General features: G+C 64.1%; 16 protein-coding genes. 6 read left to right on the top strand and 10 right to left on the bottom strand.

Features of this window, described 5'->3' with window-relative positions:
* Positions 1–25: 25 nt before the first annotated feature.
* Complete coding sequence (locus NCT05_RS09930) at positions 26–541, bottom strand: MarR family winged helix-turn-helix transcriptional regulator (protein ID WP_008349239.1); 516 nt, start codon at positions 539–541, stop codon at positions 26–28.
* A 341-nt stretch (positions 542–882) separates the two neighbouring features.
* Between NCT05_RS09930 and typA the strand changes: the two genes are divergently transcribed.
* The 6 genes from typA to NCT05_RS09900 all read left to right on the top strand — a co-directional run bounded on the left by typA (position 883) and on the right by NCT05_RS09900 (position 10,527).
* Complete coding sequence (typA, locus tag NCT05_RS09925; protein WP_008349240.1) at positions 883–2,709, top strand: translational GTPase TypA; 1,827 nt, start codon at positions 883–885, stop codon at positions 2,707–2,709.
* A 334-nt stretch (positions 2,710–3,043) separates the two neighbouring features.
* Positions 3,044–5,902, top strand: a complete 2,859-nt coding sequence (locus NCT05_RS09920) for a 2-oxoglutarate dehydrogenase E1 component (RefSeq protein ID WP_008349241.1) — start codon at positions 3,044–3,046, stop codon at positions 5,900–5,902.
* A gap of 84 nt (positions 5,903–5,986) precedes the next feature.
* A complete protein-coding gene (gene odhB, locus NCT05_RS09915; RefSeq protein ID WP_008349242.1) occupies positions 5,987–7,291 on the top strand; it encodes a 2-oxoglutarate dehydrogenase complex dihydrolipoyllysine-residue succinyltransferase in 1,305 nt (434 codons plus the stop codon).
* Positions 7,292–7,380: 89 nt separating this feature from the next.
* Positions 7,381–8,811 (top strand): dihydrolipoyl dehydrogenase, encoded by a 1,431-nt coding sequence (gene lpdA, locus NCT05_RS09910; protein ID WP_008349243.1) that lies wholly within the window; start codon positions 7,381–7,383, stop codon positions 8,809–8,811.
* Positions 8,812–8,893: 82 nt separating this feature from the next.
* A complete protein-coding gene (gene zapE / locus NCT05_RS09905; RefSeq protein WP_034473201.1) occupies positions 8,894–9,991 on the top strand; it encodes a cell division protein ZapE in 1,098 nt (365 codons plus the stop codon).
* A 143-nt stretch (positions 9,992–10,134) separates the two neighbouring features.
* Positions 10,135–10,527 carry a transposase gene (locus NCT05_RS09900; RefSeq protein WP_008349245.1) on the top strand — a complete coding sequence of 131 codons (393 nt, stop codon included), beginning with the start codon at positions 10,135–10,137 and terminating at the stop codon, positions 10,525–10,527.
* A gap of 78 nt (positions 10,528–10,605) precedes the next feature.
* Here NCT05_RS09900 and NCT05_RS09895 read toward each other — a convergent pair whose 3' ends face one another.
* From NCT05_RS09895 to NCT05_RS09855, 9 genes are all read right to left on the bottom strand, one after another.
* A complete protein-coding gene (locus NCT05_RS09895) occupies positions 10,606–11,067 on the bottom strand; it encodes a DUF2147 domain-containing protein (RefSeq protein ID WP_034473199.1) in 462 nt (153 codons plus the stop codon).
* 90 nt (positions 11,068–11,157) lie between these two features.
* Entirely contained in the window at positions 11,158–11,946 is a 789-nt protein-coding gene (gene surE, locus NCT05_RS09890) for a 5'/3'-nucleotidase SurE (RefSeq protein WP_250502200.1), read from the bottom strand.
* Positions 11,947–12,041: 95 nt separating this feature from the next.
* Complete coding sequence (locus NCT05_RS09885; protein ID WP_008349248.1) at positions 12,042–12,284, bottom strand: hypothetical protein; 243 nt, start codon at positions 12,282–12,284, stop codon at positions 12,042–12,044.
* 194 nt (positions 12,285–12,478) lie between these two features.
* Positions 12,479–13,348 carry a DUF1571 domain-containing protein gene (locus NCT05_RS09880; RefSeq protein ID WP_008349249.1) on the bottom strand — a complete coding sequence of 290 codons (870 nt, stop codon included), beginning with the start codon at positions 13,346–13,348 and terminating at the stop codon, positions 12,479–12,481.
* A gap of 17 nt (positions 13,349–13,365) precedes the next feature.
* Positions 13,366–15,108 (bottom strand): AMP-binding protein, encoded by a 1,743-nt coding sequence (locus NCT05_RS09875; protein ID WP_250502199.1) that lies wholly within the window; start codon positions 15,106–15,108, stop codon positions 13,366–13,368.
* A gap of 44 nt (positions 15,109–15,152) precedes the next feature.
* Positions 15,153–16,448, bottom strand: coding sequence for an acetyl-CoA C-acetyltransferase (locus NCT05_RS09870; protein ID WP_250502198.1), 1,296 nt, complete (start codon positions 16,446–16,448; stop codon positions 15,153–15,155).
* Entirely contained in the window at positions 16,445–17,350 is a 906-nt protein-coding gene (locus tag NCT05_RS09865) for a MaoC/PaaZ C-terminal domain-containing protein (RefSeq protein WP_008349253.1), read from the bottom strand. Before NCT05_RS09865 ends, NCT05_RS09870 begins: the two co-directional genes overlap by 4 nt.
* Positions 17,351–17,364: 14 nt before the next feature.
* The gene (locus NCT05_RS09860) at positions 17,365–18,792 is read right to left on the bottom strand and encodes a 3-oxoacyl-ACP reductase (RefSeq protein WP_034473190.1); all 1,428 of its coding nucleotides are present in this window, start codon (positions 18,790–18,792) and stop codon (positions 17,365–17,367) included.
* 54 nt (positions 18,793–18,846) lie between these two features.
* Positions 18,847–21,339 (bottom strand): acyl-CoA dehydrogenase, encoded by a 2,493-nt coding sequence (locus tag NCT05_RS09855; protein ID WP_250502197.1) that lies wholly within the window; start codon positions 21,337–21,339, stop codon positions 18,847–18,849.
* Between the last annotated feature and the right edge of the window lie 35 nt (positions 21,340–21,374).

The following is a 21,374-nucleotide window of genomic DNA, read 5'->3' as shown; positions in this document are numbered from 1 at the left end:
AGGGTTGCGATGACGAATTTGCTTGTCATCGCAATGACGTACCAGGCTTATCGTTGCCGCCCAGCAGTGGCGCGACGGATGGATCGCACGAGTTCGCGAGAATCCGCCGCAGCATGCTTTTGAGGAAGCCGACTTCCTCCGGCGTGAAACCGGCAAGCAGGTTGTCCAGTACGCGCGTGAAGATGGCGGGTATCTTTTCCGCGGTCGCGTGACCTTCGTCCGTCAGCGCGAGGCGCACGACGCGCCGGTCTTCCTCGCTGCGCACGCGCGAAAGCAGGCCACGCTTTTCCAGTCTGTCGATGAGACGCGTGACCGCGCTCGCATCGATGCCGTATTCGCGGGCAATATCCGCCGCCGTCAGGCATTTGCCGACCGCCAGCATGAACAGGATGCTTGCCTGCGTGCTCGTGATGCCCAGTTCGGACGTCGTGTGTTGCGTGACCATGTTCCACATGGTCGAGCGGACCCGGCTGATCAGATAGCCGACGCTCTCGGCGAGCACGTAGTCGCCGATCGCCGCGGATTTCGGAGCGTCGCTCATAAGAATATTTGTGCGATTGCAATAGTTGACTAGGCAGGATTATAGGGAGGCGTTTCGCGGCGTGCAAGGATCTTTTCTGAATATGCTTAACAATCCGCCCGCGCCCGGCCTGCGGTTCGTCGCGACCCGACGCCGCGGACATGCGGCGGTTGCTGGCCCGATTTACGGGTTGAGTCCTATTGCCAGGTTTAGACATCCGTGCGTGCTATACTCTTCGGTTCTCACCGCGCCGGGCCCGCGTAGTCATGCTTGCATGACGCTTTCCAGAGGGGGCTTGCCGAGCCACGGAGTCTCGCAACAGAAGGGACTCGCTCTTACGGCGCACAACCAAGACACTTTCTATGACTCGCGCCCTCCGCAATATCGCCATCATTGCCCACGTCGACCACGGCAAGACCACGCTCGTCGACCAGTTGCTCCGCCAGTCGGGCACCTTCCGGGAAAACCAACAGGTCGCCGAGCGGGTCATGGACTCGAACGACATCGAAAAGGAACGTGGCATCACGATCCTGGCGAAGAACTGCGCCGTCGAATACGAAGGCACGCACATCAACATCGTCGATACGCCGGGACACGCGGACTTCGGCGGTGAAGTGGAGCGCGTGCTGTCGATGGTCGACTCCGTGCTGCTGCTCGTCGACGCCGTCGAAGGCCCGATGCCGCAAACGCGCTTCGTCACGAAGAAGGCGCTCGCGCTCGGCCTGAAGCCGATCGTCGTCGTCAACAAGGTGGACCGTCCGGGCGCGCGTATCGACTGGGTGATCAACCAGACCTTCGATCTGTTCGACAAGCTCGGCGCGACCGAAGAGCAGCTCGACTTCCCGATCGTCTACGCGTCGGGTCTCAACGGCTTCGCCGGCCTCGAACCCGATGTCCGCGAAGGCACGATGCGCCCGCTGTTCGAAGCCATTCTCGAACACGTTCCCGTGCGTCCGGCCGATCCGGACGGTCCTTTGCAGCTTCAGATCACGTCGCTCGACTACAACTCGTACGTCGGCCGTATCGGCGTGGGCCGTGTCGCGCGTGGCCGTATCCGCCCGGGCATGCAGGTGGCCGTGCGCTCGGGTCCGGACGGCGCGATCCTGAATCGCAAGATCAATCAGGTGCTGTCGTTCCACGGCCTCGAGCGCGTGCAGGTGGAAGAGGCGCAGGCCGGCGATATCGTGCTCATCAACGGTATCGAGGAAATCGGCATCGGCGTGACCATCTGCTCGCCGGACAATCCCGAAGCGCTGCCGATGATCACCGTTGACGAGCCGACGCTCACGATGAACTTCCTCGTGAACTCGTCGCCGCTCGCAGGCAAGGAAGGCAAGTTCGTGACGAGCCGCCAGATCCGCGATCGTCTGACGAAGGAACTGAATCACAACGTCGCGCTGCGCGTGAAAGACACCGGCGACGAAACGACGTTCGAAGTGTCGGGCCGCGGCGAACTGCATCTGACGATTCTCGTCGAGAACATGCGCCGTGAAGGTTACGAGTTGGCCGTGTCGCGTCCGCGCGTGGTGCTGCAGGAAATCGACGGCGTGAAGTGCGAGCCGTATGAAAACCTGACGGTCGATATCGAAGACCAGCATCAGGGCGGCGTGATGGAAGAGCTCGGCCGCCGCAAGGGGGAAATGCTCGACATGACCTCGGATGGCCGTGGCCGCACGCGTCTCGAGTACAAGATTTCGGCGCGCGGGCTGATCGGCTTCCAGAGCGAGTTCCTGACGCTCACGCGCGGCACGGGCCTGATGAGCCACACCTTCGATTCGTACGCGCCGGTGAAGGAAGGTTCGGTCGGCGAGCGCCGTAACGGCGTGCTGATCTCGCAGGACGATGGCGCTGCCGTCGCCTATGCGCTGTGGAAGCTGCAGGATCGCGGCCGCATGTTCGTGTCGCCGGGCGATGCGCTCTATGAAGGCATGATCATCGGCATTCACAGCCGCGACAACGACCTCGTCGTGAATCCGATCAAAGGCAAGCAGCTGACGAACGTGCGCGCATCGGGCACTGACGAAGCCGTGCGTCTTGTTCCGCCGATCCAGCTTTCGCTCGAATACGCGGTCGAGTTCATCGACGACGACGAGCTCGTCGAAGTCACGCCGCAGTCGATTCGTCTGCGCAAGCGTCATCTGAAGGAACACGAGCGTCGCCGCGCAAGCCGCGAAGCCAACGCCGAATAAGCTGCGCATGCATCTGTGAGCAACGTCGGAACAAAAGCCGCCTTCGGGCGGCTTTTGTCATTCTTCGATGCCTCGCAACGCACCCTTGCTTATCTCAGAATAGCCCGCACATCCTTGTTGCGTAAAGGATGGCGAGGCGACGACGAGGCGAGGGCACATGCGGCGATACGTCATATGACTATTCGTTCTGTGCTATGCTTCTCGGATTAGCTGTCGCTTTTTAGGTCCTTCCAAGCAGACTTGATTCGCGCAATCCGCTAAACGGTCAGGCCGTGGCGCGGAAGGTTTCGTAACCCGCACTTCCTCGAGAAACTCGAAGAAAGGTGAGCGTAAAATGATGAAGCAATTCCAGTCGAACTCTTATCTGTTCGGCGGTAATGCTCCGTACGTCGAAGAGTTGTACGAGCAATATCTCGATAATCCCGCGTCAGTGCCCGAGACCTGGCGCGCCTACTTCGACGCGTTGCAGAACGTGCCCGCTTCGGACGGCACGGCTCACAACGACGTGGCTCACGGCCCCATCGTCGAATCTTTCGCTCAGCGCGCGAAGGCGAACGCCTTTCTGCCGCGCGAAAGCACCGGTGATCTGACCACCGCGCGAAAGCAAGTCTACGTCCAATCGCTGATCGGCGCGTATCGCTTCCTTGGCACGCAATGGGCCAATCTCGATCCGCTCAAGCGCCGCGAGCGTCCCCCCATTCCCGAACTCGAACCCGGCTTCTACGACTTCACCGAAGCCGACATGGATCAGGTGTTCAACGCGAACAACCTGTACTTCGGTTTCGAGCAGGCATCGCTGCGCGACATCGTCAAGGCGCTGCGCGACACGTACTGCGGCACGATCGGCGCCGAGTTCATGTACATCAGCGATCCGGAACAGAAGCGCTGGTGGAAGGAGCAGCTCGAGTCGATTCGCTCGACGCCGAATTTCTCGAACGACAAGAAGAAGCACATCCTGAATCGCCTGACGGCTGCCGAAGGCCTCGAGCGTTTCCTGCACACCAAGTATGTCGGCCAGAAGCGCTTCTCACTGGAAGGCGGCGAGAGCTTCATCGCGTCGATGGACGAAGTCGTGCGTCACGCGGGCAAGAACGGCGTGCAGGAAATCGTCATCGGCATGGCGCACCGCGGGCGTCTGAACGTGCTCGTCAATACGCTCGGCAAGATGCCGGCGGACCTTTTCGCCGAATTCGAAGGCAAGCACGTCGATGACCTGCCGGCCGGCGACGTGAAGTACCACAAGGGCTTCTCGTCGGACGTCGCCACGGAAGGCGGCCCGGTTCACCTGTCGCTCGCATTCAACCCGTCGCACCTCGAAATCGTGAATCCGGTGGTCGAAGGCTCGGCCAAGGCGCGTATGGATCGTCGCGGCGACGAAGAAGGCCTGCAAGTGCTGCCGGTGCAAGTGCACGGCGACGCGGCCTTCGCGGGCCAGGGCGTCGTGATGGAAACGTTGAACCTCGCGCAGACGCGCGGTTACGGCACGCACGGCACGCTGCACATCGTCATCAACAACCAGATCGGCTTCACGACGTCGGATCCGCGCGATGCGCGCTCGACGCTGTATTGCTCGGATGTCGTCAAGATGATCGAGGCGCCGGTGCTGCACGTGAACGGCGACGATCCCGAAGCCGTCGTGCTGGCGACGCAGCTCGCCATCGACTTCCGCATGAAGTTCCACAAGGACGTGGTCGTCGACATCATCTGCTTCCGCAAGCTCGGTCACAACGAGCAGGACACGCCGGCGGTCACGCAGCCGCTGATGTACAAGACGATTGCGAAGCATCCGGGCACGCGCGCCGTCTACGCCGAAAAGCTGGTGCAACAGGGCGTCATCACGGCCGAGGAAGCGGACAACTTCGTCAAGGAATATCGTCAGGCGATGGACGAAGGCCATCACACGATCGATCCGGTGCTCTCGAACTACAAGAGCAAGTACGCGGTCGACTGGGTGCCGTTCCTGAACCGCAAGTGGACCGACGCGGCCGACACGGCGGTGCCGCTCGCGGAACTCAAGCGTCTGGCCGAGCGCATCACGACCATTCCGGAAAACTTCAAGGTTCACCCGCTCGTCGAGCGCGTCATCAACGACCGCCGCGCGATGGGTCTCGGCGAAGCCAAGCTCGACTGGGGCATGGGCGAGCACCTCGCGTTCGCATCGCTGGTCGCATCGGGCTATGCCGTGCGTCTGACGGGCCAGGACTCGGGCCGCGGCACGTTCACGCACCGCCACGCCGTTCTGCACGATCAGAACCGCGAGCGCTGGAACGACGGCACGTACATTCCGCTGCAGAACATCGCGGAAGGCCAGGCCAAGTTCACGGTGATCGACTCGGTGCTGTCGGAAGAAGCGGTGCTCGGTTTCGAGTACGGTTATTCGACCGCTGAACCGAACACGTTCGTCGCGTGGGAAGCGCAGTTCGGCGACTTCGTGAACGGCGCGCAGGTCGTGATCGACCAGTTCATCTCGTCGGGCGAAGTGAAGTGGGGCCGTGTCTCCGGTCTCACGATGATGCTCCCGCACGGCTACGAAGGTCAGGGTCCGGAGCACTCGTCGGCGCGTATCGAGCGTTTCCTGCAACTGTGCGCGGATCACAACATGCAAGTGGTCCAGCCGACGACGCCGGCGCAGGTTTTCCACCTGCTGCGCCGTCAGATGATCCGCCTGTTCCGCAAGCCGCTCATCATCTTCACGCCGAAGTCGCTGCTGCGTCACAAGGAAGCCGTGTCCGATCTGTCGGAACTGGCGAAGGGCTCGTTCCAGCCGGTCATCGGCGAAACGGACGAAGCCATCGAGGCGAAGAAGGTCAAGCGCGTGATCGTGTGCTCGGGCCGTGTCTATTACGACCTCATCGCGCATCGCCGCGAAGCGAAGAGCAACGATGTCGCGATCGTGCGTATCGAGCAGCTGTACCCGTTCGCGCACAAGCAGTTCGACGCGGAACTCAAGAAGTACGAGAACGCGACCGAAGTCGTGTGGGTGCAGGACGAGCCGCAGAACCAGGGCGCCTGGTTCTACGTCGAGCACCATCTGCGCGAAGGCATGCGCGAAGGCATGAAGCTGGCCTACAGCGGCCGTCCTGCATCGGCATCGCCGGCGGTCGGCTACTACGCGAAGCACTACGAGCAGCAGAAGGTGCTCGTGGAAGGCGCGTTCGGCCGCCTCAAGGGCGCGCAGGTCATCGCGAAGTAAGCATTGCTTGATCGAAACCGGGCGAATGGACGTTCCCCGGTTTCGCTGCTCGTACACACAGACACGCATCAGGAAAATACAGAAATGGCTATCGTAGAAGTCAAGGTTCCCCAGCTTTCCGAGTCGGTCTCGGAAGCGACCATGCTGCAGTGGAAGAAGAAGCCGGGTGAGGCTGTCGCCCAGGACGAAATCCTCATCGAAATCGAGACCGACAAGGTCGTGCTCGAAGTGCCGGCTCCGTCGGCCGGCGTGCTCGCGCAAGTCATCAAGCACGACGGCGATATCGTCACCGCCGACGAACTCATCGCCAAGATCGACACCGAAGCGAAAGCGGGCGAAGCGCCTGCCGCCGTCGCCGCTGCCGGCGACGCCGAAGTGAAGCCCGCGCCGGTCGCGGAAACCGCCGCTGCCACGTCGGCTCCGGCTGCTGCGCAAGCATCGGCGGGCGGCGCCGCATCGCCGGCCGCGACGAAGATCCTCGCCGAGAAGGGCGTGTCGGCGGATCAGGTGTCGGGCTCGGGCCGCGACGGCCGCATCACGAAGGGCGACGCGCTCGCCGCTCAAGCCGGCGCACCGGCTGCCGCACCGGCCAAGCCCGCTGCCGCACCGGCTCCGGCCGCCGCGCGCGCCGCGAAGCCGTCGCTGCCGCAAGTCAGCGCACCGGCATCGGCCGATCAGTGGCTGAAGGACCGCCCGGAACAGCGCGTGCCGATGTCGCGTCTGCGCGCGCGCATCGCCGAACGTCTGCTCGAATCGCAGCAAACCAACGCCATCCTGACGACGTTCAACGAAGTCAACATGGCGCCGGTCATGGATCTGCGCAACAAGTACAAGGACCGCTTCGAGAAGGAACACGGCGTGAAGCTCGGCTTCATGTCGTTCTTCGTGAAGGCCGCCGTCCACGCGCTGAAGAAGTTCCCGCTCGTGAACGCATCGATCGACGGTAACGACATCGTCTATCACGGCTACTTCGACATCGGTATCGCGGTCGGTTCGCCGCGCGGTCTCGTCGTGCCGATCCTGCGCAATGCGGATCAGATGAGCCTCGCCGACATCGAGAAGAAGATCGCCGAATTCGGCCAGAAGGCGAAGGACGGCAAGCTGTCGATCGAAGAAATGACCGGCGGCACGTTCTCGATCTCGAACGGCGGCGTGTTCGGCTCGATGCTCTCGACGCCGATCATCAACCCGCCGCAATCCGCGATTCTCGGCGTGCACGCGACGAAGGAACGCGCGGTCGTCGAAAACGGCCAGATCGTGATCCGTCCGATGAACTACCTCGCGCTGTCGTACGACCACCGCATCATCGACGGCCGCGAAGCCGTGCTGTCGCTGGTCGCGATGAAGGACGCGCTGGAAGATCCGGCTCGTCTGCTGCTGGACCTGTAATACAAGCTTAGTTGCCTCGATGCGCGCGATAGGCTCGCGCGCATCGCAAGAGGCTGCTCCGCAAAAGCGGAGACACACCAAGGAAAGTCATGTCCAAAGAATTTGATGTCGTCGTGATCGGCGCGGGCCCTGGCGGCTATATCGCGGCGATTCGCGCAGCGCAGCTCGGCAAGTCGGTTGCGTGTATCGAGAAGTGGAAGAACCCGGCAGGCGCATTGAAGCTCGGCGGCACGTGCCTGAATGTAGGCTGCATTCCGTCGAAGGCGCTGCTGGCGTCGTCGGAAGAATTCGAGAATGCGTCGAAGCATCTGGCCGATCACGGAATCAGCGTGTCGGACGTGAAGCTCGATGTGTCGAAGATGCTCGCGCGCAAAGACGGCATCGTCGAAAAGATGACGAAGGGCATCGAGTTCCTGTTCCGCAAGAACAAGATCACGTGGCTCAAGGGTCATGGCAAGTTCACCGGGAAGAACGCGGCCGGCGTGCAGATCGAAGTGTCGGGCGAAGGCGAGACCGAAGTCGTCACGGCGAAGAACGTGATCATCGCGACGGGTTCGAAGGCGCGCCATCTGCCGAACATTCCGGTCGACAACAAGCTGATCGCCGACAACGAAGGCGCGCTGTCGTTCGATTCCGTGCCGAAGAAGCTCGCCGTGATCGGCGCGGGCGTGATCGGTCTGGAGCTCGGCTCGGTGTGGCGTCGTCTCGGCGCGGAAGTGACCGTGCTCGAAGCGCTGCCGCAATTCCTCGGCGCGGCGGACGAGTCGCTCGCGAAGGAAGCCGCGAAGCAGTTCAAGAAGCAGGGTCTCGACATTCACCTCGGCGTGAAGATCGGCGAAGTGAAGACGAGCGCCAACGGCGTTTCGATCGCTTACACGGACAACGCAGGCAACGCGCAGACGCTGGAAGCGGATCGTTTGATCGTGTCGATCGGCCGCGTGCCGAACACCGATAACCTCGGTCTGGAAAGCATCGGCCTGAAGGCGAACGAGCGCGGTTTCATCGACGTGGACGATCATTGCGCGACGAGCGTGCCGGGCGTGTACGCGATCGGCGACGTGGTGCGCGGCCCGATGCTCGCGCACAAGGCGGAAGACGAAGGCGTGGCGGTGGCGGAGATCATCGACGGTCAGAAGCCGCACATCGATTACAACTGCGTGCCGTGGGTCATCTACACGGAACCGGAAATCGCGTGGGTCGGCAAGACCGAGCAGCAGCTCAAGGCCGAAGGCCGCGAGATCAAGACCGGCCAGTTCCCGATGATGGCCAACGGCCGCGCGCTCGGCATCGGCCGTGCCGAAGGCTTCGTCAAGATGATCGCGGACGCGAAGACCGACGAAATCCTCGGCGTGCACGTCATTGCTGCGGACGCGTCGGATCTGATCGCGGAAGCGGTCGTGGCGATGGAGTTCAAGGCGGCGTCGGAAGATATCGGCCGCATCTGCCATCCGCATCCGTCGCTGTCTGAAGTGATGCGCGAAGCGGCGCTCGCCGTCGACAAGCGCGCGTTGAACATGTAATACCGTTTGCCTTGGCAGTAAGGCAGCACAACAAAGGCGAGCGGGTTGATCCGCTCGCCTTTGTCACATCGAACGGCCGAAGATGAACGTCACCGAATACTACGAAAACGAACTGCGCACGCGGGGTTATCAATCGGACGAGGCGCAGCTCGCGGCGGTCGCGCGTCTTCAACAGTGCTATGAAGAGTGGGTCGCGTACAAGGCGCGCCGCTCGAACGCGCTCAAGAAGTTTCTCGTGCGTCCCGAGTTGCCGCGCGGCGTCTACATGTGGGGCGGCGTCGGGCGCGGCAAGAGCTTCCTGATGGACAGCTTCTATGCGGTCGTGCCGGTGCAGCGCAAGACGCGTCTGCATTTTCACGAATTCATGCGCGAGGTGCATCGCGAGCTGGAGGAACTGAAAGGGCAGTCGGATCCGCTGGACGAACTCGCCAAACGCATCGCGAAGCGTTATCGGCTGATCTGTTTCGACGAGTTTCACGTCTCCGATATCGCCGACGCGATGATCCTGTATCGCCTGCTCGACCGTCTTTTCAAGGCCGGCGTGCAGTTCGTGATGACGTCCAATTACCAGCCCGACACGCTGTATCCGGAAGGGCTGCATCGCGATCGTCTTCTGCCCGCGATCGAGCTCATCAAAGAGCATCTCGACGTGCTCAACGTCGATGCCGGCACCGATTACCGCAGGCAAACGCTCTCGACGGTGAAGGCGTATCACACGCCGCTTGGTGCGTCGGCGAGCGAGGCGTTGCGTGCGGATTTCGCGAAACTCGCGGCCGTGCCCGACGAAAGCCCGATCCTGCACATCGAGAAGCGCGAGATCAAGGCATTGCGCAAAGCCGACGGTGTCGTTTGGTTCGACTTTGCGACGCTATGCGGCGGCCCGCGCTCGCAGAACGACTATCTCGAACTGGCGAACCGCTTTCACGCGGTCATCTTGTCGGACGTGCCGCAAATGACGCCGCGCATGGCATCGGAAGCGCGCCGCTTCACCTGGCTCATCGACGTGTTCTACGACCACAAGGTCAAGCTGCTGATGTCGGCGGCCGTGCCCGCGGAAGAACTGTACGTCGAAGGGCCGATGGCCAACGAGTTCACGCGCACGGTGTCGCGTATCGTCGAGATGCAGTCGAAGGAATATCTGGAGGCGCCGCGCCGCGTCACCGATATTTCGCTGACCTAATACGAGTATCAAAAATCTGCGGTAGGCCAATCGGCATAAGGTTTTGCGAGCAATTTCAAGATTCGGACCACTCCGATTTGCTGGCTTTCAGGTACTCGGTATCGTCGATACCGGTTATCAGTCAGTAAATTGGAGAAACTACCGTGAAGCCCTATCGCGACATGTCCGACGAAGAATGGCAGATGGTTGCACCGCTGCTTCCCGAACTGCGTCCGCGTTCGGAGTTGCGGGGCCGGCCGCTCGCCAATACCCGCGCCGTGCTCAACGGTGTGCTCTGGGTCATGTACAGCGGGGCGTCATGGTCCACGCTGCCGCGCAAATATCCGTCGTATCAGACGTGCCATCGGCGCTTCAAGGCGTGGCACGAATCGGGCGTCCTGCTGCGCGTCATGACGCAGTTGTTCGGGCCGGCCGGCGAATCGCTCTATGCGTTGATGACATCGCGCATGCGTGTGCCGGGGGAATTCAAGCCGGAAGAGCCGAACCTGCCCGCCGAAGCACAAGCGGAAGAGGCGCAACATCGTCACGCCGCATGATTGCTCGAAGCGTGCTCGCGAGATGAGCAAAGCCGGTCGAAGATCGACGTCTTCGACCGGCTTTGTCTTTATATAAAGCTATTGCTGGCGCACCCAGGTTTGCGAGCGCCCCAGCAGCGAAACGCCGATATACCCGCGCACGACGAGCTTCTTGCCACCGTCTTCGAGTTTCATCTTGCACTTGTAGAGCTTGCCGCTGTCCGGGTCGAGAATCTGGCCGCCTTCCCACTCGTCGCCGTCCTGACGCATGCCGGTGATGATCGTCATGCCCTTGATCAACTGATCCTTGCGTTCGTCCGTGCAGGCCGTGCAGCGCCGTTCCGGATGATCGAATTCGCCGATGCCACGCACGACCTTGCCCGACAACTGCCCGTTGCCGTCGTCGGCGATCTGGATGATCGCTTTCGCTTTGCCGGTCTGATCGTCGATGGTCTGCCAGGTGCCGACGGGCGTCGCCTGCGCGAAAACGCTCGCGGCGAAAGTGGCGCACAGCGCGCCGAGCGTCACGCGTGCACCGCGCGAGCCGATGAAACGGGTCATGTCGTCTCCTTGTCGTGAACGGCCGAGCATACGAGAAAGCGACCGTTCCCGTCTGAGAAGAATCGTTCTAGGCGCGCGCGGACCGAAAACTCAGACGGCGCGTTCAAGACCCGCTTCGAGCGTGGCGAACGTGCGCTCGTCGGTGCGATCGAAATGGAGCGGCGTGACCGACACGCTGCCTGCCGCCACCACCGCCGTTTCGCTATCGGGCGAATTCGGGCGCGGGGCACGCTGAAAGCGCAGCCAATGATAGTCGATGCCGCGCGGATCGACGAGCGGCAACACGTCGATGCCTTCCACGAGCCCGATGCCTTGCCGCGTCACGGTGAGCGGACCCGCGGCAGACGCGTCGCAATCGGGGAAGTTGACGTTCAGGCACGTCGGCGCCTCGTGGGAAATCGAGAGCAATTGGCGGATCACGCCCGGCGCCAGCGCGCGCGCCGTGTCCCAGCGCACGTTCTCGCGGTCCGTGAAAGCCTGACTGAGCGCGATCGACGGCAAGCCGAGCAAGAGGCCCGTCATCGCCGCGCCGACGGTGCCGGAGAACATCGTTTCGACGCCGAGATTCGCCCCGCGGTTGATGCCGGACAGGACAAGTGTGGGCGGCGCGTCTTTCATGATGTGGCGCACGCCCATCACGACGCAGTCGCCTGGCGTGCCCTGTACGCCGAAGCGCCGTTCGCCCTGACGCGAGATGCGCAGCGGCGAATGCAGGCTGATGGAATGCGAAGTGCCGCTCTGATCGTGCTCGGGCGCGATGACCCAAACTTCGTGCGCGAGTTCGGCGGCGACCGCTTCGAGCACGGCGAGGCCGGGCGCGTCGATGCCGTCGTCGTTGGTGATGAGCACACGCTGCACGATGGGTGAGAGGGCGGACATCGCGAATCACTCCTTGGTCGGTGATGAAAAAGTATCGACCGATTATTACAGAGTTCGCGTTCCCGGGCGTCCGCGGCCCGTATCGAAATGAAGCCTTACTTGACGCCGAGTCCGCGCAGCACGGCGTTGCCGTCTTCGGTCAGGCGCACTTTCGGGGTGCCGGCGTCCGGCGACACGATCTCGACATAGCCGTATTCCTGCAGCGAGGCGACATCGGGCGTGGCGGCCATCACATCGATCGGCGCGTGCATCAGCAGGAGCAGCGTGGCGATTTCGTGATGGCTCAGAAGCTTTTTGATGGCTCGCACGGGTGCGGAAGCCGGACGGCGGAGGTTCATGAACGATGTCCTCAGGTTTGCATGACGATGTGCGGCGCTTTCGGCTTGACGCTTCGCGCGGACCTTGATGTCGATGGAGTGCGGGCAGGTTATCGGCCGACTCTTAGGCGAAACTTAAAACGCGCGCCGCGCGGTGCGACGAGTTGTTACACGGGATGTCACGAAGTCAGCGCGCGCTTCAAATCAGAAGGAAATCAGAAGCGATAGTCGGGATTTTTCGGGTCGAACGTCAGGTCGTCGAAGGGTTTCGTCTCGATGCGCTCGAACACGACGCTTTCGAAAATCTCGCCGTCGTTGTCGTACGACTCCAGCGTGCGGAAAACCGGCCGTTCGAGGTCGAGTCCGAGCACTTCCTTTTTCGCATAGAAGGTGGGTTGGCCTTCGACCGTTTCGTAGGTGAGCGCGATCACGCGCAGTCCGTCGACGTTCTTCACTTCGATGTTCGTTGGTTTCGTGATGCCCGCTTCGGCGAACTTGCGCCCTTCGTCGATGAAGCGTTGCGTGATCGCGTCGATGCCGAGCTCGCGGATCGAATGATTCGACTGCGCGCGGGCGAGCGCGCCGTTCACCGATGCCCACATCGGCACGACGCCCAGAAAGCCGCCGAGATGACCGTAAAGCTGATCGGGACGCTTCGAATCGTCGTAGATGACTTCCTGGCCCGCGTGCCCGCCATCCGGCAGCCATTTCGCGTAGATGCGCAGCGGCTCGCGCGTGACGCGCACGAGCATGTGATCCGCGCGCTTCGGCCATTTGCCTTTGATGCGCTCGCGGCGGCGCATCGTGAACTCGCACGAATCGAAATCGCGTAAGCCGTCTTGCAGATAGCGCGGCAGCGTGCGCGCGTCGAGCGAGCGGAAGAGGGCGACGAGTTGCGCATCGTCGAGACTGGCGAGCGCGCCGCTTCCCGCCGATCGCGACAGCCATTGCACCTGCTGCTCGACGCCGAGATCGCCGATGCGCGCAACGTCATCGGATGGATCGGCGCGTGCCGCGAAAGACGCGAGCGCGAGACACAACAGGCTCGCGCAAGCGAACCGCAAGCCGGAAGCCGAGCGCGGCATGGGTATCTCCGTGAGGGCTAGCCCTGCGATGTGGATCCGGCGTCGCGCAGTTCGCGCCTGAGCACCTTGCCGATCGGCGTGAGCGGCAGCGCGTCGCGGAACTCGACATAAGCAGGCACCTTGTAGCCGGTCAGGTGTAAACGCGCGAACTTCAGCAGTTCTTCCACCGTGAGCGTGTCGTCGCGACGCACGACGAATGCCTTCACGCGCTCGCCCGTCACCGGATCGGGCACGCCGACGGCCGCGACCGCGCGCACTTTCGGATGCGCCGCGAGCACGTCCTCGATTTCGTTCGGATACACGTTGAAGCCCGACACGATCATCATGTCCTTCTTGCGGTCGATGAGCCGGATGATGCCGCGCGCATCCATCACGCCGATGTCCCCGGTCGCGAGCCAGCCGTTCGCGTCGATGGCTTTCGCCGTGTCTTCCGGACGGTTCCAGTAGCCCTTCATCACTTGCGGACCCTGGACGCAAAGCTCGCCCGGTTCGCCGACGTTCGCCCACGCGCCATCTTCGCGGCGCAGGCGCACGAGCGTGGACGGCACCGGCACGCCGATGGTTCCATCGAAAGCGCTGTCGCCGTGCGTATCGAGCGGCGTCGCGGCGACGAGCGGCGAACACTCGGTCAGGCCGTAACCTTCGACGAGCGTTTTGCCCGTCAGCGCCCTGAAGCGCTCGGCGATCACCCGCTGGGTCGCCATGCCGCCCGCCATCGCGAGCTTGAGCGACGAGAAGTCGCGCTGACGGAAGGCTTCGTTGTCCATCAGCGCGCTGTAAAGCGTGTTGAGCGCGGTGATCGCCGTGAAATTCTCGTGACGCAGCGCGCGCACGAGGCTGCCGATATCGCGCGGATTGACGATCAGCACGTTGCGCGCGCCGATCGCAAGAAACGCGAGCGCATTCACCGTGAGCGAATAGATGTGATACAGCGGCAACGGCGTGACGACGGTCTCTTCGCCCTCGACGAGCCGCGCGCCCGCCCATGCAAGCGCCTGCATCAGATTGGCGATCACGTTGCGATGCGTGAGCATCGCGCCTTTGGCGATGCCTGTGGTGCCGCCGGTGTACTGAATGAACGCGATATCGCCGTGACCGACGCGCACCGGTTCGAACTTGCGCCGCGCGCCGAGCGCGAGCGCTTGCGGCAGGCGCACGGCATCGGGCAGCGCGTAGGCGGGCACCTGCTTTTTCACATAGCGCAGGATCAGATCGATCGCGCGGCCTTTCACGTTGAGACCGCTGCCGAGCAGATCGCCGAGCCCGGTCACGACGATGTTCCTTACGCGCGATCCCGGCCGCGCGTCCTGCACGGTCTTGGCGAAGTTCTCGAATACGACGATCGTCTGCGCGCCGCTGTCCTTCAACTGAAGGCCGAGCTCGCGCACCGTATAGAGCGGATTCACGTTGACGACGATCGCGCCCGCGAGCAGCGTGCCGAAGAGCGTCACCGGATAGACGAGCGTGTTCGGCATCATCAGCGCGACGCGATCGCCGGGCTTCACGCCGATGCCCTGCAGATACGCCGCGAACGCATGCGCCTTCTCGCCGAGCGTCGCGAACTTCAGTTCCGAGCCGAGGCTCACGAACGCGACATGACCGGCAAAACGCGCGACGCATTCGTCGAAGAAATGCGCGAGCGAGCGATAGCGCGAAGGATCGATCTCATGCGCGACATCCGGCGGATACGACGCATACCAGATGCCGTCTGTCGCGTGCGGCTCGGAAGTCCCGCGCGGCGCTGCCTGTCCCGGGCTCATGTGGTGTCTCCGTCGGCTTGTATTTTTTTGGCCGATATTTCCGGCTACCGCTCCAGTATCGCGACGACGCCTTGTCCGCCCGCCGCGCAGATCGAGATCAGTCCGCGCAACGGCTTGCCGTCGCTGCGCGCGGGCGCGTTCGCGAGCATCTTCGCCAGCGTGCCGATAATGCGCCCGCCCGTCGCCGCGAACGGATGCCCCGTCGCGAGCGAGCTGCCGTTCACGTTCAGACGCGCGCGGTCGATCGAACCGGGCGGCGCGTCGAGTCCGAGCGCGGTGCGGCAGTATTCGTCGTCTTCCCACGCAGCGAGCGTGCACAGCACCTGCGCCGCGAATGCTTCGTGGATCTCGTAGAAATCGAGGTCCTGCAATGCGATTCCGGCGCGCGCGAGCATCGGCGGGACCGCGTAGACGGGCGCCATCAGGAGGCCTTCGCGCTTGTCGAAGAAATCGACGGCGGCGGTCGCGGAAAACGTCAAGAACGCCTGCACCGGCAAGCCACGCTCGGCGGCCCATTGCTCGGACGCGAGCAGCACCGCCGATGCGCCGTCGGTGAGCGGCGTCGAGTTGCCCGCGGTGAGCGTGCCCGCGTCGCGATCGAAGACGGGCTTGAGCGCCGACAACTGATCGAGCGATACGTCGGGCCGCAGCGTGTTGTCGCGCGCGAGGCCTTTGTACGGCGTCATCAGATCGTTGAAAAAGCCGCGCCCGTACGCCGCCGCGAGCTTGCGATGACTCTCCTGCGCGAGCGCATCCTGCGCCTCGCGCGAAATCTTCCAGCGCTTGGCCATCAGTTCGCAGTGCTCGCCCATCGAAAGGCCCGTGCGCGGTTCCGCATTGCGCGGCAGGAGCGGCCTGAAGAACATGCCGGGCCGCAGTTTAGCGAGCGCGCCCACGCGCTGTCCCGCCGAGCGCGAGCGATTCGCTTCGAGCAGGATTCTGCGCATGCGCTCGTTCACCGCGATGGGCGCGTCCGACGCCGTATCGACGCCGCCCGCGATGCCCACGTCGATCTGTCCGAGCGCGATCTTGTTCGCGACCAGAATCGCCGTTTCAAGGCCGGTGCCGCAGGCTTGCTGCACGTCGTAGGCGGGCGTTTCCTTCGCGAGCGTCGTCGACAATGCGGCTTCGCGCGTCAGATTGAAATCGCGCGAATGCTTGACGACCGCGCCCGCCGCCACTTCGCCGAGGCGCATGCCGTGCAGGTCGAAGCGATCGACGAGTCCTTGCAGCGTGAAGCTCAGCATGTCCTGATTCGACGCGCTCGCGTACGCCGTGTTCGAGCGCGCGAACGGAATGCGATTGCTGCCGATTACCGCGACACGACGCGCTTCGCTCATGGCAGCTCCCATTCGAAATGGCCACGCAGATGCGGCCGGTCGCCGGCGAGATCGCGCACTTCGAAATCGCGCGCGACGGGCGAGGGCGCGGCGGTCCACAGCGTCGCATCGCCGGGAATGTATAGCGGCGTCTTGAAATCGCCGTGGGCGTAACCGGAAGCCAGCGCCTTGACCGGATGCAACGCGGCGAGCGTGCGCGCGAGCGTCCACATGCCATGCGCGATGGCGCGTGGAAAACCGAACGCTTTCGCGCTCAGCATGTGCAGATGGATCGGATTGAAGTCGCCCGACGCCTTCGCGTAGTCGCGTCCGAGTTGCGGCGGAAGCTGCCAGCGCGCTTCGCGCGCGAGCAGCGGCACGCGTACGTCGGCGGCATCGGCGATCTCGATCGACGGCGCCGCGCGCTCGCTGCGCGCGCCGCGCTTCAAATACACGCTGTCGCCGTCCCACACCGCCTCGCCGCGCCGATAGATGCGCGTATGCAGCGTGAACGCCTGGCCCTTCTGATGCGGCACGAGCGGCCCGCATTCCACTTCGATGCGCAACGCCTGACCGGCCGCGAGCGGACGCCGCAGCCGCACGCTGTTCGACAGATGCACGACGCCGAGCGCGGACCACGGAAACGACGGATCGGTGAGCATCATCAGATGCAAGGGAAAAGCGAGAACGTGCGGAAACGTGAGCGGCACGCCGTGCTCGGGAATGAAGCCGCACACGCGCGCGTATCGGCCGACCTGTTCGGCGTCGATCCTCACATTCGGGCGCACGAGCCGCAACGCGGGCAGCTCCGGCGCACGCGCGCGCCGGAAAAGCGCGGGCAGCGCGCGGCCGTAGAGCTTCGCGGGCGGCGGCAGCGTTTCGACGACGACGGTGCGGGCGCGCGGCATGGTCGGTGCGTGCATCGCGTTCTGCCTCCTCACGCGCCGATCAGGCTCTGGCCGCACACGCGCACCACGTTGCCCGTGATGCCCGCGCTGCCCGGACTCGCGAGCCACGCGACGGTCTCGGCGACATCGACGGGCAAGCCGCCTTGTCCCATCGAATTGAGGCGTCTGCCGGCCTCGCGCACGCCGAAGGGCATACGCGCGGTCATATGCGTTTCGATGAAGCCCGGCGCGACCGCGTTGATCGTGATGCCGCGCTCGCGCAGCAACGGCGCCATCGCGTGCACGCGGCCGATCACGCCGGCTTTCGACGTCGCGTAATTGGTCTGCCCGCGATTGCCCGCGATGCCGCTGATCGACGACACCGCGACGATGCGCCCGCCCGCGCGCAACACGTTCTGCGCGAGCAGCACGTCGTCGATGCGTTCCTGCGCGAGCAGATTGATGTCGATGACGCTGTCCCACATGTCGGCGGTCATGCGCGCGATGGTCTTGTCGCGCGTGATGCCCGCGTTATGCACGACGATATCGATGCCGCCCGATGCAGCCAGCGCCGCCGCGATTTCGGCGGGCGTTTCGGGCGCGGCGATATCCGCGACGAGCGCCGCGTGCGCGCCCGATGACGGCGACGCGTCTTCGATCGCGAGCATGGTCTGATCGAGCGCATCGCGGGCGGCGTCGATATCGAGCCCGGTGACGATCGCGCCGTGCTCGGCCAGCACCGCCGCGATCGACGCGCCGATGCCGCGCGCCGCGCCCGTCACGAGCGCGCGTTTGCCGGCGAGCGGCTTGGCCCAGCTTGGCGGCGCGTCGGCGGGCGCATCGATGGTCACGACTTGGCCCGAGACATAAGCCGAGCGTGGCGAAAGGAAAAAGCGCAGCGCCGACTCGACATCCGCGCCATCGGCTGCGCGCAGCAGATTCGACGTAATGCCGTTGCGCGCTTCCTTGCCGAGCGAGCGGACCATGCCTTCGAGCGCATGCTGCGCGGTCGCGGCGCGGACGCTCGAGCGCGTGGCGGGCGGACGCCCGAGCACGACGATGCGCCCGTTCTTCGCGAGCGAACGCAGCGCATCGTGGAAGAACGCGTAGAGCGAATGGAGTTGCGCGCTTTCGCCGATGCCGGTCGCATCGAAAATCAGCGCCTCGACGCGGTCGGTCGCGGAAGCGTCGCGCGAGCGCGGCTCGAAGCGGCCGCTCATCGCGCCGTGCCGCGCGGCGACCGGCAGCCAGCCGGACGCGCTTTCGTGCGCGATGCCCGTCATGCCGATCGCCGACAGCACGGCCATCAGATCGTCGAAGAGCGCGGGCGACGGCCCCGCGCCGATGGCGGCCATGCCGCCGAATTCGGCCTGATCCGCGCGATGGCGGCGCAAAACCTCGGGACGCGGAAGGCCGAGCGAGCGTGCAATGCTCGTGCCGAAGGGCGAATTGACGAAGTCGAGATAGCGGTCTTTCATCGATTGTCGATCGGTCGTCGGGCGCGCGGGGCGGTGCCTTTGGTCCTGAATGCTTCAGGCAATGGCTTCGGGCAAGTGCCGCTCGAGCGCCGCGCTGCGCTTTTGCAATGCTTCGAGGATACCGAAGTCTGCGGAAAAATCATCGACTTTCACCGCTTCCTTCGCATGAGCGGCCCATTCGGCGAGCAGCGCGCGTTCGTTTTCGTCGATGAGACCGCGCGCCGCCGCCGTCTGCGACCAGGCTTCGATGTTGTGCGGGCTTTGCGGCAGCGGGGCGGCGGCGCCCGCCTTGACGGCGTCGCGCAGACGCGCCTCTAGCGCCGCGACGGCAGGCGTGAGCGCGAGCAGCTTTTCGCCGCGCGCGATTGGATCGTCTTCGAGCGCCGAAACGTGCGAGCCTGCGACGAGGCGCTCGCGCGCGTCGCCGGGTGCTTGCATCAGTATCGCGACGTCGTTGCCGAGCGCATCGACGCTAGGGGCGTGCGGCAAGCCGAACGGGAACGCGACGATGCGCAGAAACGCCGCCGCCGCGCGGTTCGGATAGTTCGCGAGCAAACCCTCGAACGCGGCGCGCGCCTGATAAAGCGCGTCTTCGGCGCCCCAGCGCACGAGCGGCAGATCGCTTTCAGGGCGGCCATCGTCCTCGAAACGCTTGAGCGTCGCGGAGAGCAGATACAACTGCGAGAGGATGTCGCCGAGACGCGCCGAAAGACGTTCGCGGCGTTTCAGCTCGCCGCCGAGCGTGAGCATCGACACATCGGCGAACAACGCGAACGCGCTCGACAGACGCGTGGCCGCGCGATAGTACGGCACGAGACGCGCATCGGCGCGCGCGGGCTTCGCGACGAACACGCCGCCGCCGCATGCGTACACGAAGGCGCGCATCGCGTTCGATGCCAGAAACGCCGCGTGTCCGAAGAACGCGGCGTCGAACGCGCGCAGATCGTTGTCGCGCGTTGCGGCCATCTCCTTCAGCACGTAGGGGTGACACCGGATCGCGCCCTGTCCGAAGATGATGAGACAGCGCGTCAGGATATTCGCGCCTTCGACGGTGATCGAGATCGGCATCTGCTGATACGCCCGCGCCAAGAAATTCGACGGTCCCATGCAGATGCCCTTGCCCGCGACGACATCCATGCTGTCGTTGATGACCTTGCGCGCGCGTTCGGTGATGTGATACTTCGCGATCGCCGAGATGACGGACGGCTTCTCGCCGAGATCGACGGCCTGCGCGGAAAGACGCCGCGCCGCGTCCATCACATAGAGATTGCCGCCCATGCGCCCGAGCGCTTCCTGTATGCCTTCGAAGCGGCCGATCGGCGTGCGGAACTGACGGCGCGCGGCGGCATACGCGCCGGTGCCGCGCACCGCGAGCTTCGCCATGCCGACGTTCGACGAAGGCAGCGAGATCGCGCGGCCGGCGGCGAGGCATTCCATCAGCATGCGCCAGCCGTTACCCACTTGCGCGCGTCCGCCGATGACCCAGTCCATCGGGACGAACACGTCCTTACCCCAGTTCGGGCCGTTCTGGAACACGGCGTTGAGCGGCCAGTGCCGCCGTCCGATGTTCACGCCGGGATGGTTCGTCGGAATGAGCGCGCAGGTGATGCCGGGCGCGTCGTCGTCGCCGAGCAGGTGATCGGGATCGAGCGCGCGAAAGGCGAGGCCGAGCACGGTCGCGATCGGACCGAGCGTGATGTAGCGCTTTTCCCACGTGACGCGAAATCCGAGCGTCTCGCGGCCCTCATGCACGCCGCGACACACGATGCCGATATCCGGGATCGCCGCGGCATCCGATCCGGCGTATGGGCTGGTCAGCGCGAAGCACGGAATTTCATCGCCGCGCGCGAGCCGCGGCAGATAGTGATCTTTTTGTTCCTCGGTGCCGTAGTGCAGAAGCAGCTCGGCGGGACCGAGCGAATTGGGCACCATCACCGATACGGCCGCCGCCGACGAATGCGTCGCGAGCTTCATGATGACCTGCGAGTGCGCGTACGCGGAGAAAGCCTTTCCGCCATAGCGCTTCGGAATGATCATGCCCAGAAAGCCGTGTTCCTTGAGGTAAGCCCACGCTTCTGGCGACAAGTCTTGCCAGATGGCGGTCGTATCCCAGTCGTTCGACAGGTCGCACAGACGCGCGCATTCGTTGTCGATGAAGCTTTGCTCTTCCTGCGTGAGCTTCGGCGTGCCGTGTGCGAGCAGGCGGTCCCATCGCGGGCGGCCCGAGAAAAGCTCGGCGTCCCACCAGACCGTGCCGGCTTCGATGGCGTCACGCTCCGTCGACGACATCTCCGGCAGGATCTTGCGAAACACGGCGATTACACGGCGGCTGACGAGCGCGCGACGCATCGGTGTCAGCGTGAGCGCGAGCGCCGGAAGCACGAAGACGATCGCGAGCAGCGTCGCGCCGAGCGGGACCGTCAAACCGGTCAGCGCGCCGGCGGCGACCCAGACCGCGAACCCGGTGAGCCATGCGAGCGCCGGCGCTTGCAGGAAGGCGAGCGTGCCGGCGAGCAGGAGGAAAGCGATGACATACAGGGCAGGCATCACGAATCTCCGGTATTTGAACACTCGGAGCACAC

Origin of the sequence: Caballeronia sp. AZ7_KS35 (genome assembly GCF_023631045.1) — a bacterium.
GTDB classification, from domain to species: Bacteria; Pseudomonadota; Gammaproteobacteria; order Burkholderiales; family Burkholderiaceae; genus Caballeronia; species Caballeronia zhejiangensis.
The sequence above is the reverse complement of the archived record's forward strand: the minus strand, read 5'-3'. Positions and strand labels throughout refer to the sequence as shown.

What these genes read in the sequence shown, in the direction of transcription:
- NCT05_RS09875 (WP_250502199.1), bottom strand. Translation starts at nt 15,108, where the DNA reads ATGAGCCCGGGACAGGCAGCGCCGCGCGGGACTTCCGAGCCGCACGCG.
- NCT05_RS09870 (WP_250502198.1), bottom strand. Translation starts at nt 16,448, where the DNA reads ATGAGCGAAGCGCGTCGTGTCGCGGTAATCGGCAGCAATCGCATTCCG.
- typA (WP_008349240.1), top strand. Translation starts at nt 883, where the DNA reads ATGACTCGCGCCCTCCGCAATATCGCCATCATTGCCCACGTCGACCAC.
- NCT05_RS09880 (WP_008349249.1), bottom strand. Translation starts at nt 13,348, where the DNA reads ATGCCGCGCTCGGCTTCCGGCTTGCGGTTCGCTTGCGCGAGCCTGTTG.
- NCT05_RS09930 (WP_008349239.1), bottom strand. Translation starts at nt 541, where the DNA reads ATGAGCGACGCTCCGAAATCCGCGGCGATCGGCGACTACGTGCTCGCC.
- lpdA (WP_008349243.1), top strand. Translation starts at nt 7,381, where the DNA reads ATGTCCAAAGAATTTGATGTCGTCGTGATCGGCGCGGGCCCTGGCGGC.
- NCT05_RS09895 (WP_034473199.1), bottom strand. Translation starts at nt 11,067, where the DNA reads ATGACCCGTTTCATCGGCTCGCGCGGTGCACGCGTGACGCTCGGCGCG.
- NCT05_RS09885 (WP_008349248.1), bottom strand. Translation starts at nt 12,284, where the DNA reads ATGAACCTCCGCCGTCCGGCTTCCGCACCCGTGCGAGCCATCAAAAAG.
- NCT05_RS09855 (WP_250502197.1), bottom strand. Translation starts at nt 21,339, where the DNA reads ATGCCTGCCCTGTATGTCATCGCTTTCCTCCTGCTCGCCGGCACGCTC.
- zapE (WP_034473201.1), top strand. Translation starts at nt 8,894, where the DNA reads ATGAACGTCACCGAATACTACGAAAACGAACTGCGCACGCGGGGTTAT.
- NCT05_RS09865 (WP_008349253.1), bottom strand. Translation starts at nt 17,350, where the DNA reads ATGCACGCACCGACCATGCCGCGCGCCCGCACCGTCGTCGTCGAAACG.
- odhB (WP_008349242.1), top strand. Translation starts at nt 5,987, where the DNA reads ATGGCTATCGTAGAAGTCAAGGTTCCCCAGCTTTCCGAGTCGGTCTCG.
- surE (WP_250502200.1), bottom strand. Translation starts at nt 11,946, where the DNA reads ATGTCCGCCCTCTCACCCATCGTGCAGCGTGTGCTCATCACCAACGAC.
- NCT05_RS09920 (WP_008349241.1), top strand. Translation starts at nt 3,044, where the DNA reads ATGATGAAGCAATTCCAGTCGAACTCTTATCTGTTCGGCGGTAATGCT.
- NCT05_RS09860 (WP_034473190.1), bottom strand. Translation starts at nt 18,792, where the DNA reads ATGAAAGACCGCTATCTCGACTTCGTCAATTCGCCCTTCGGCACGAGC.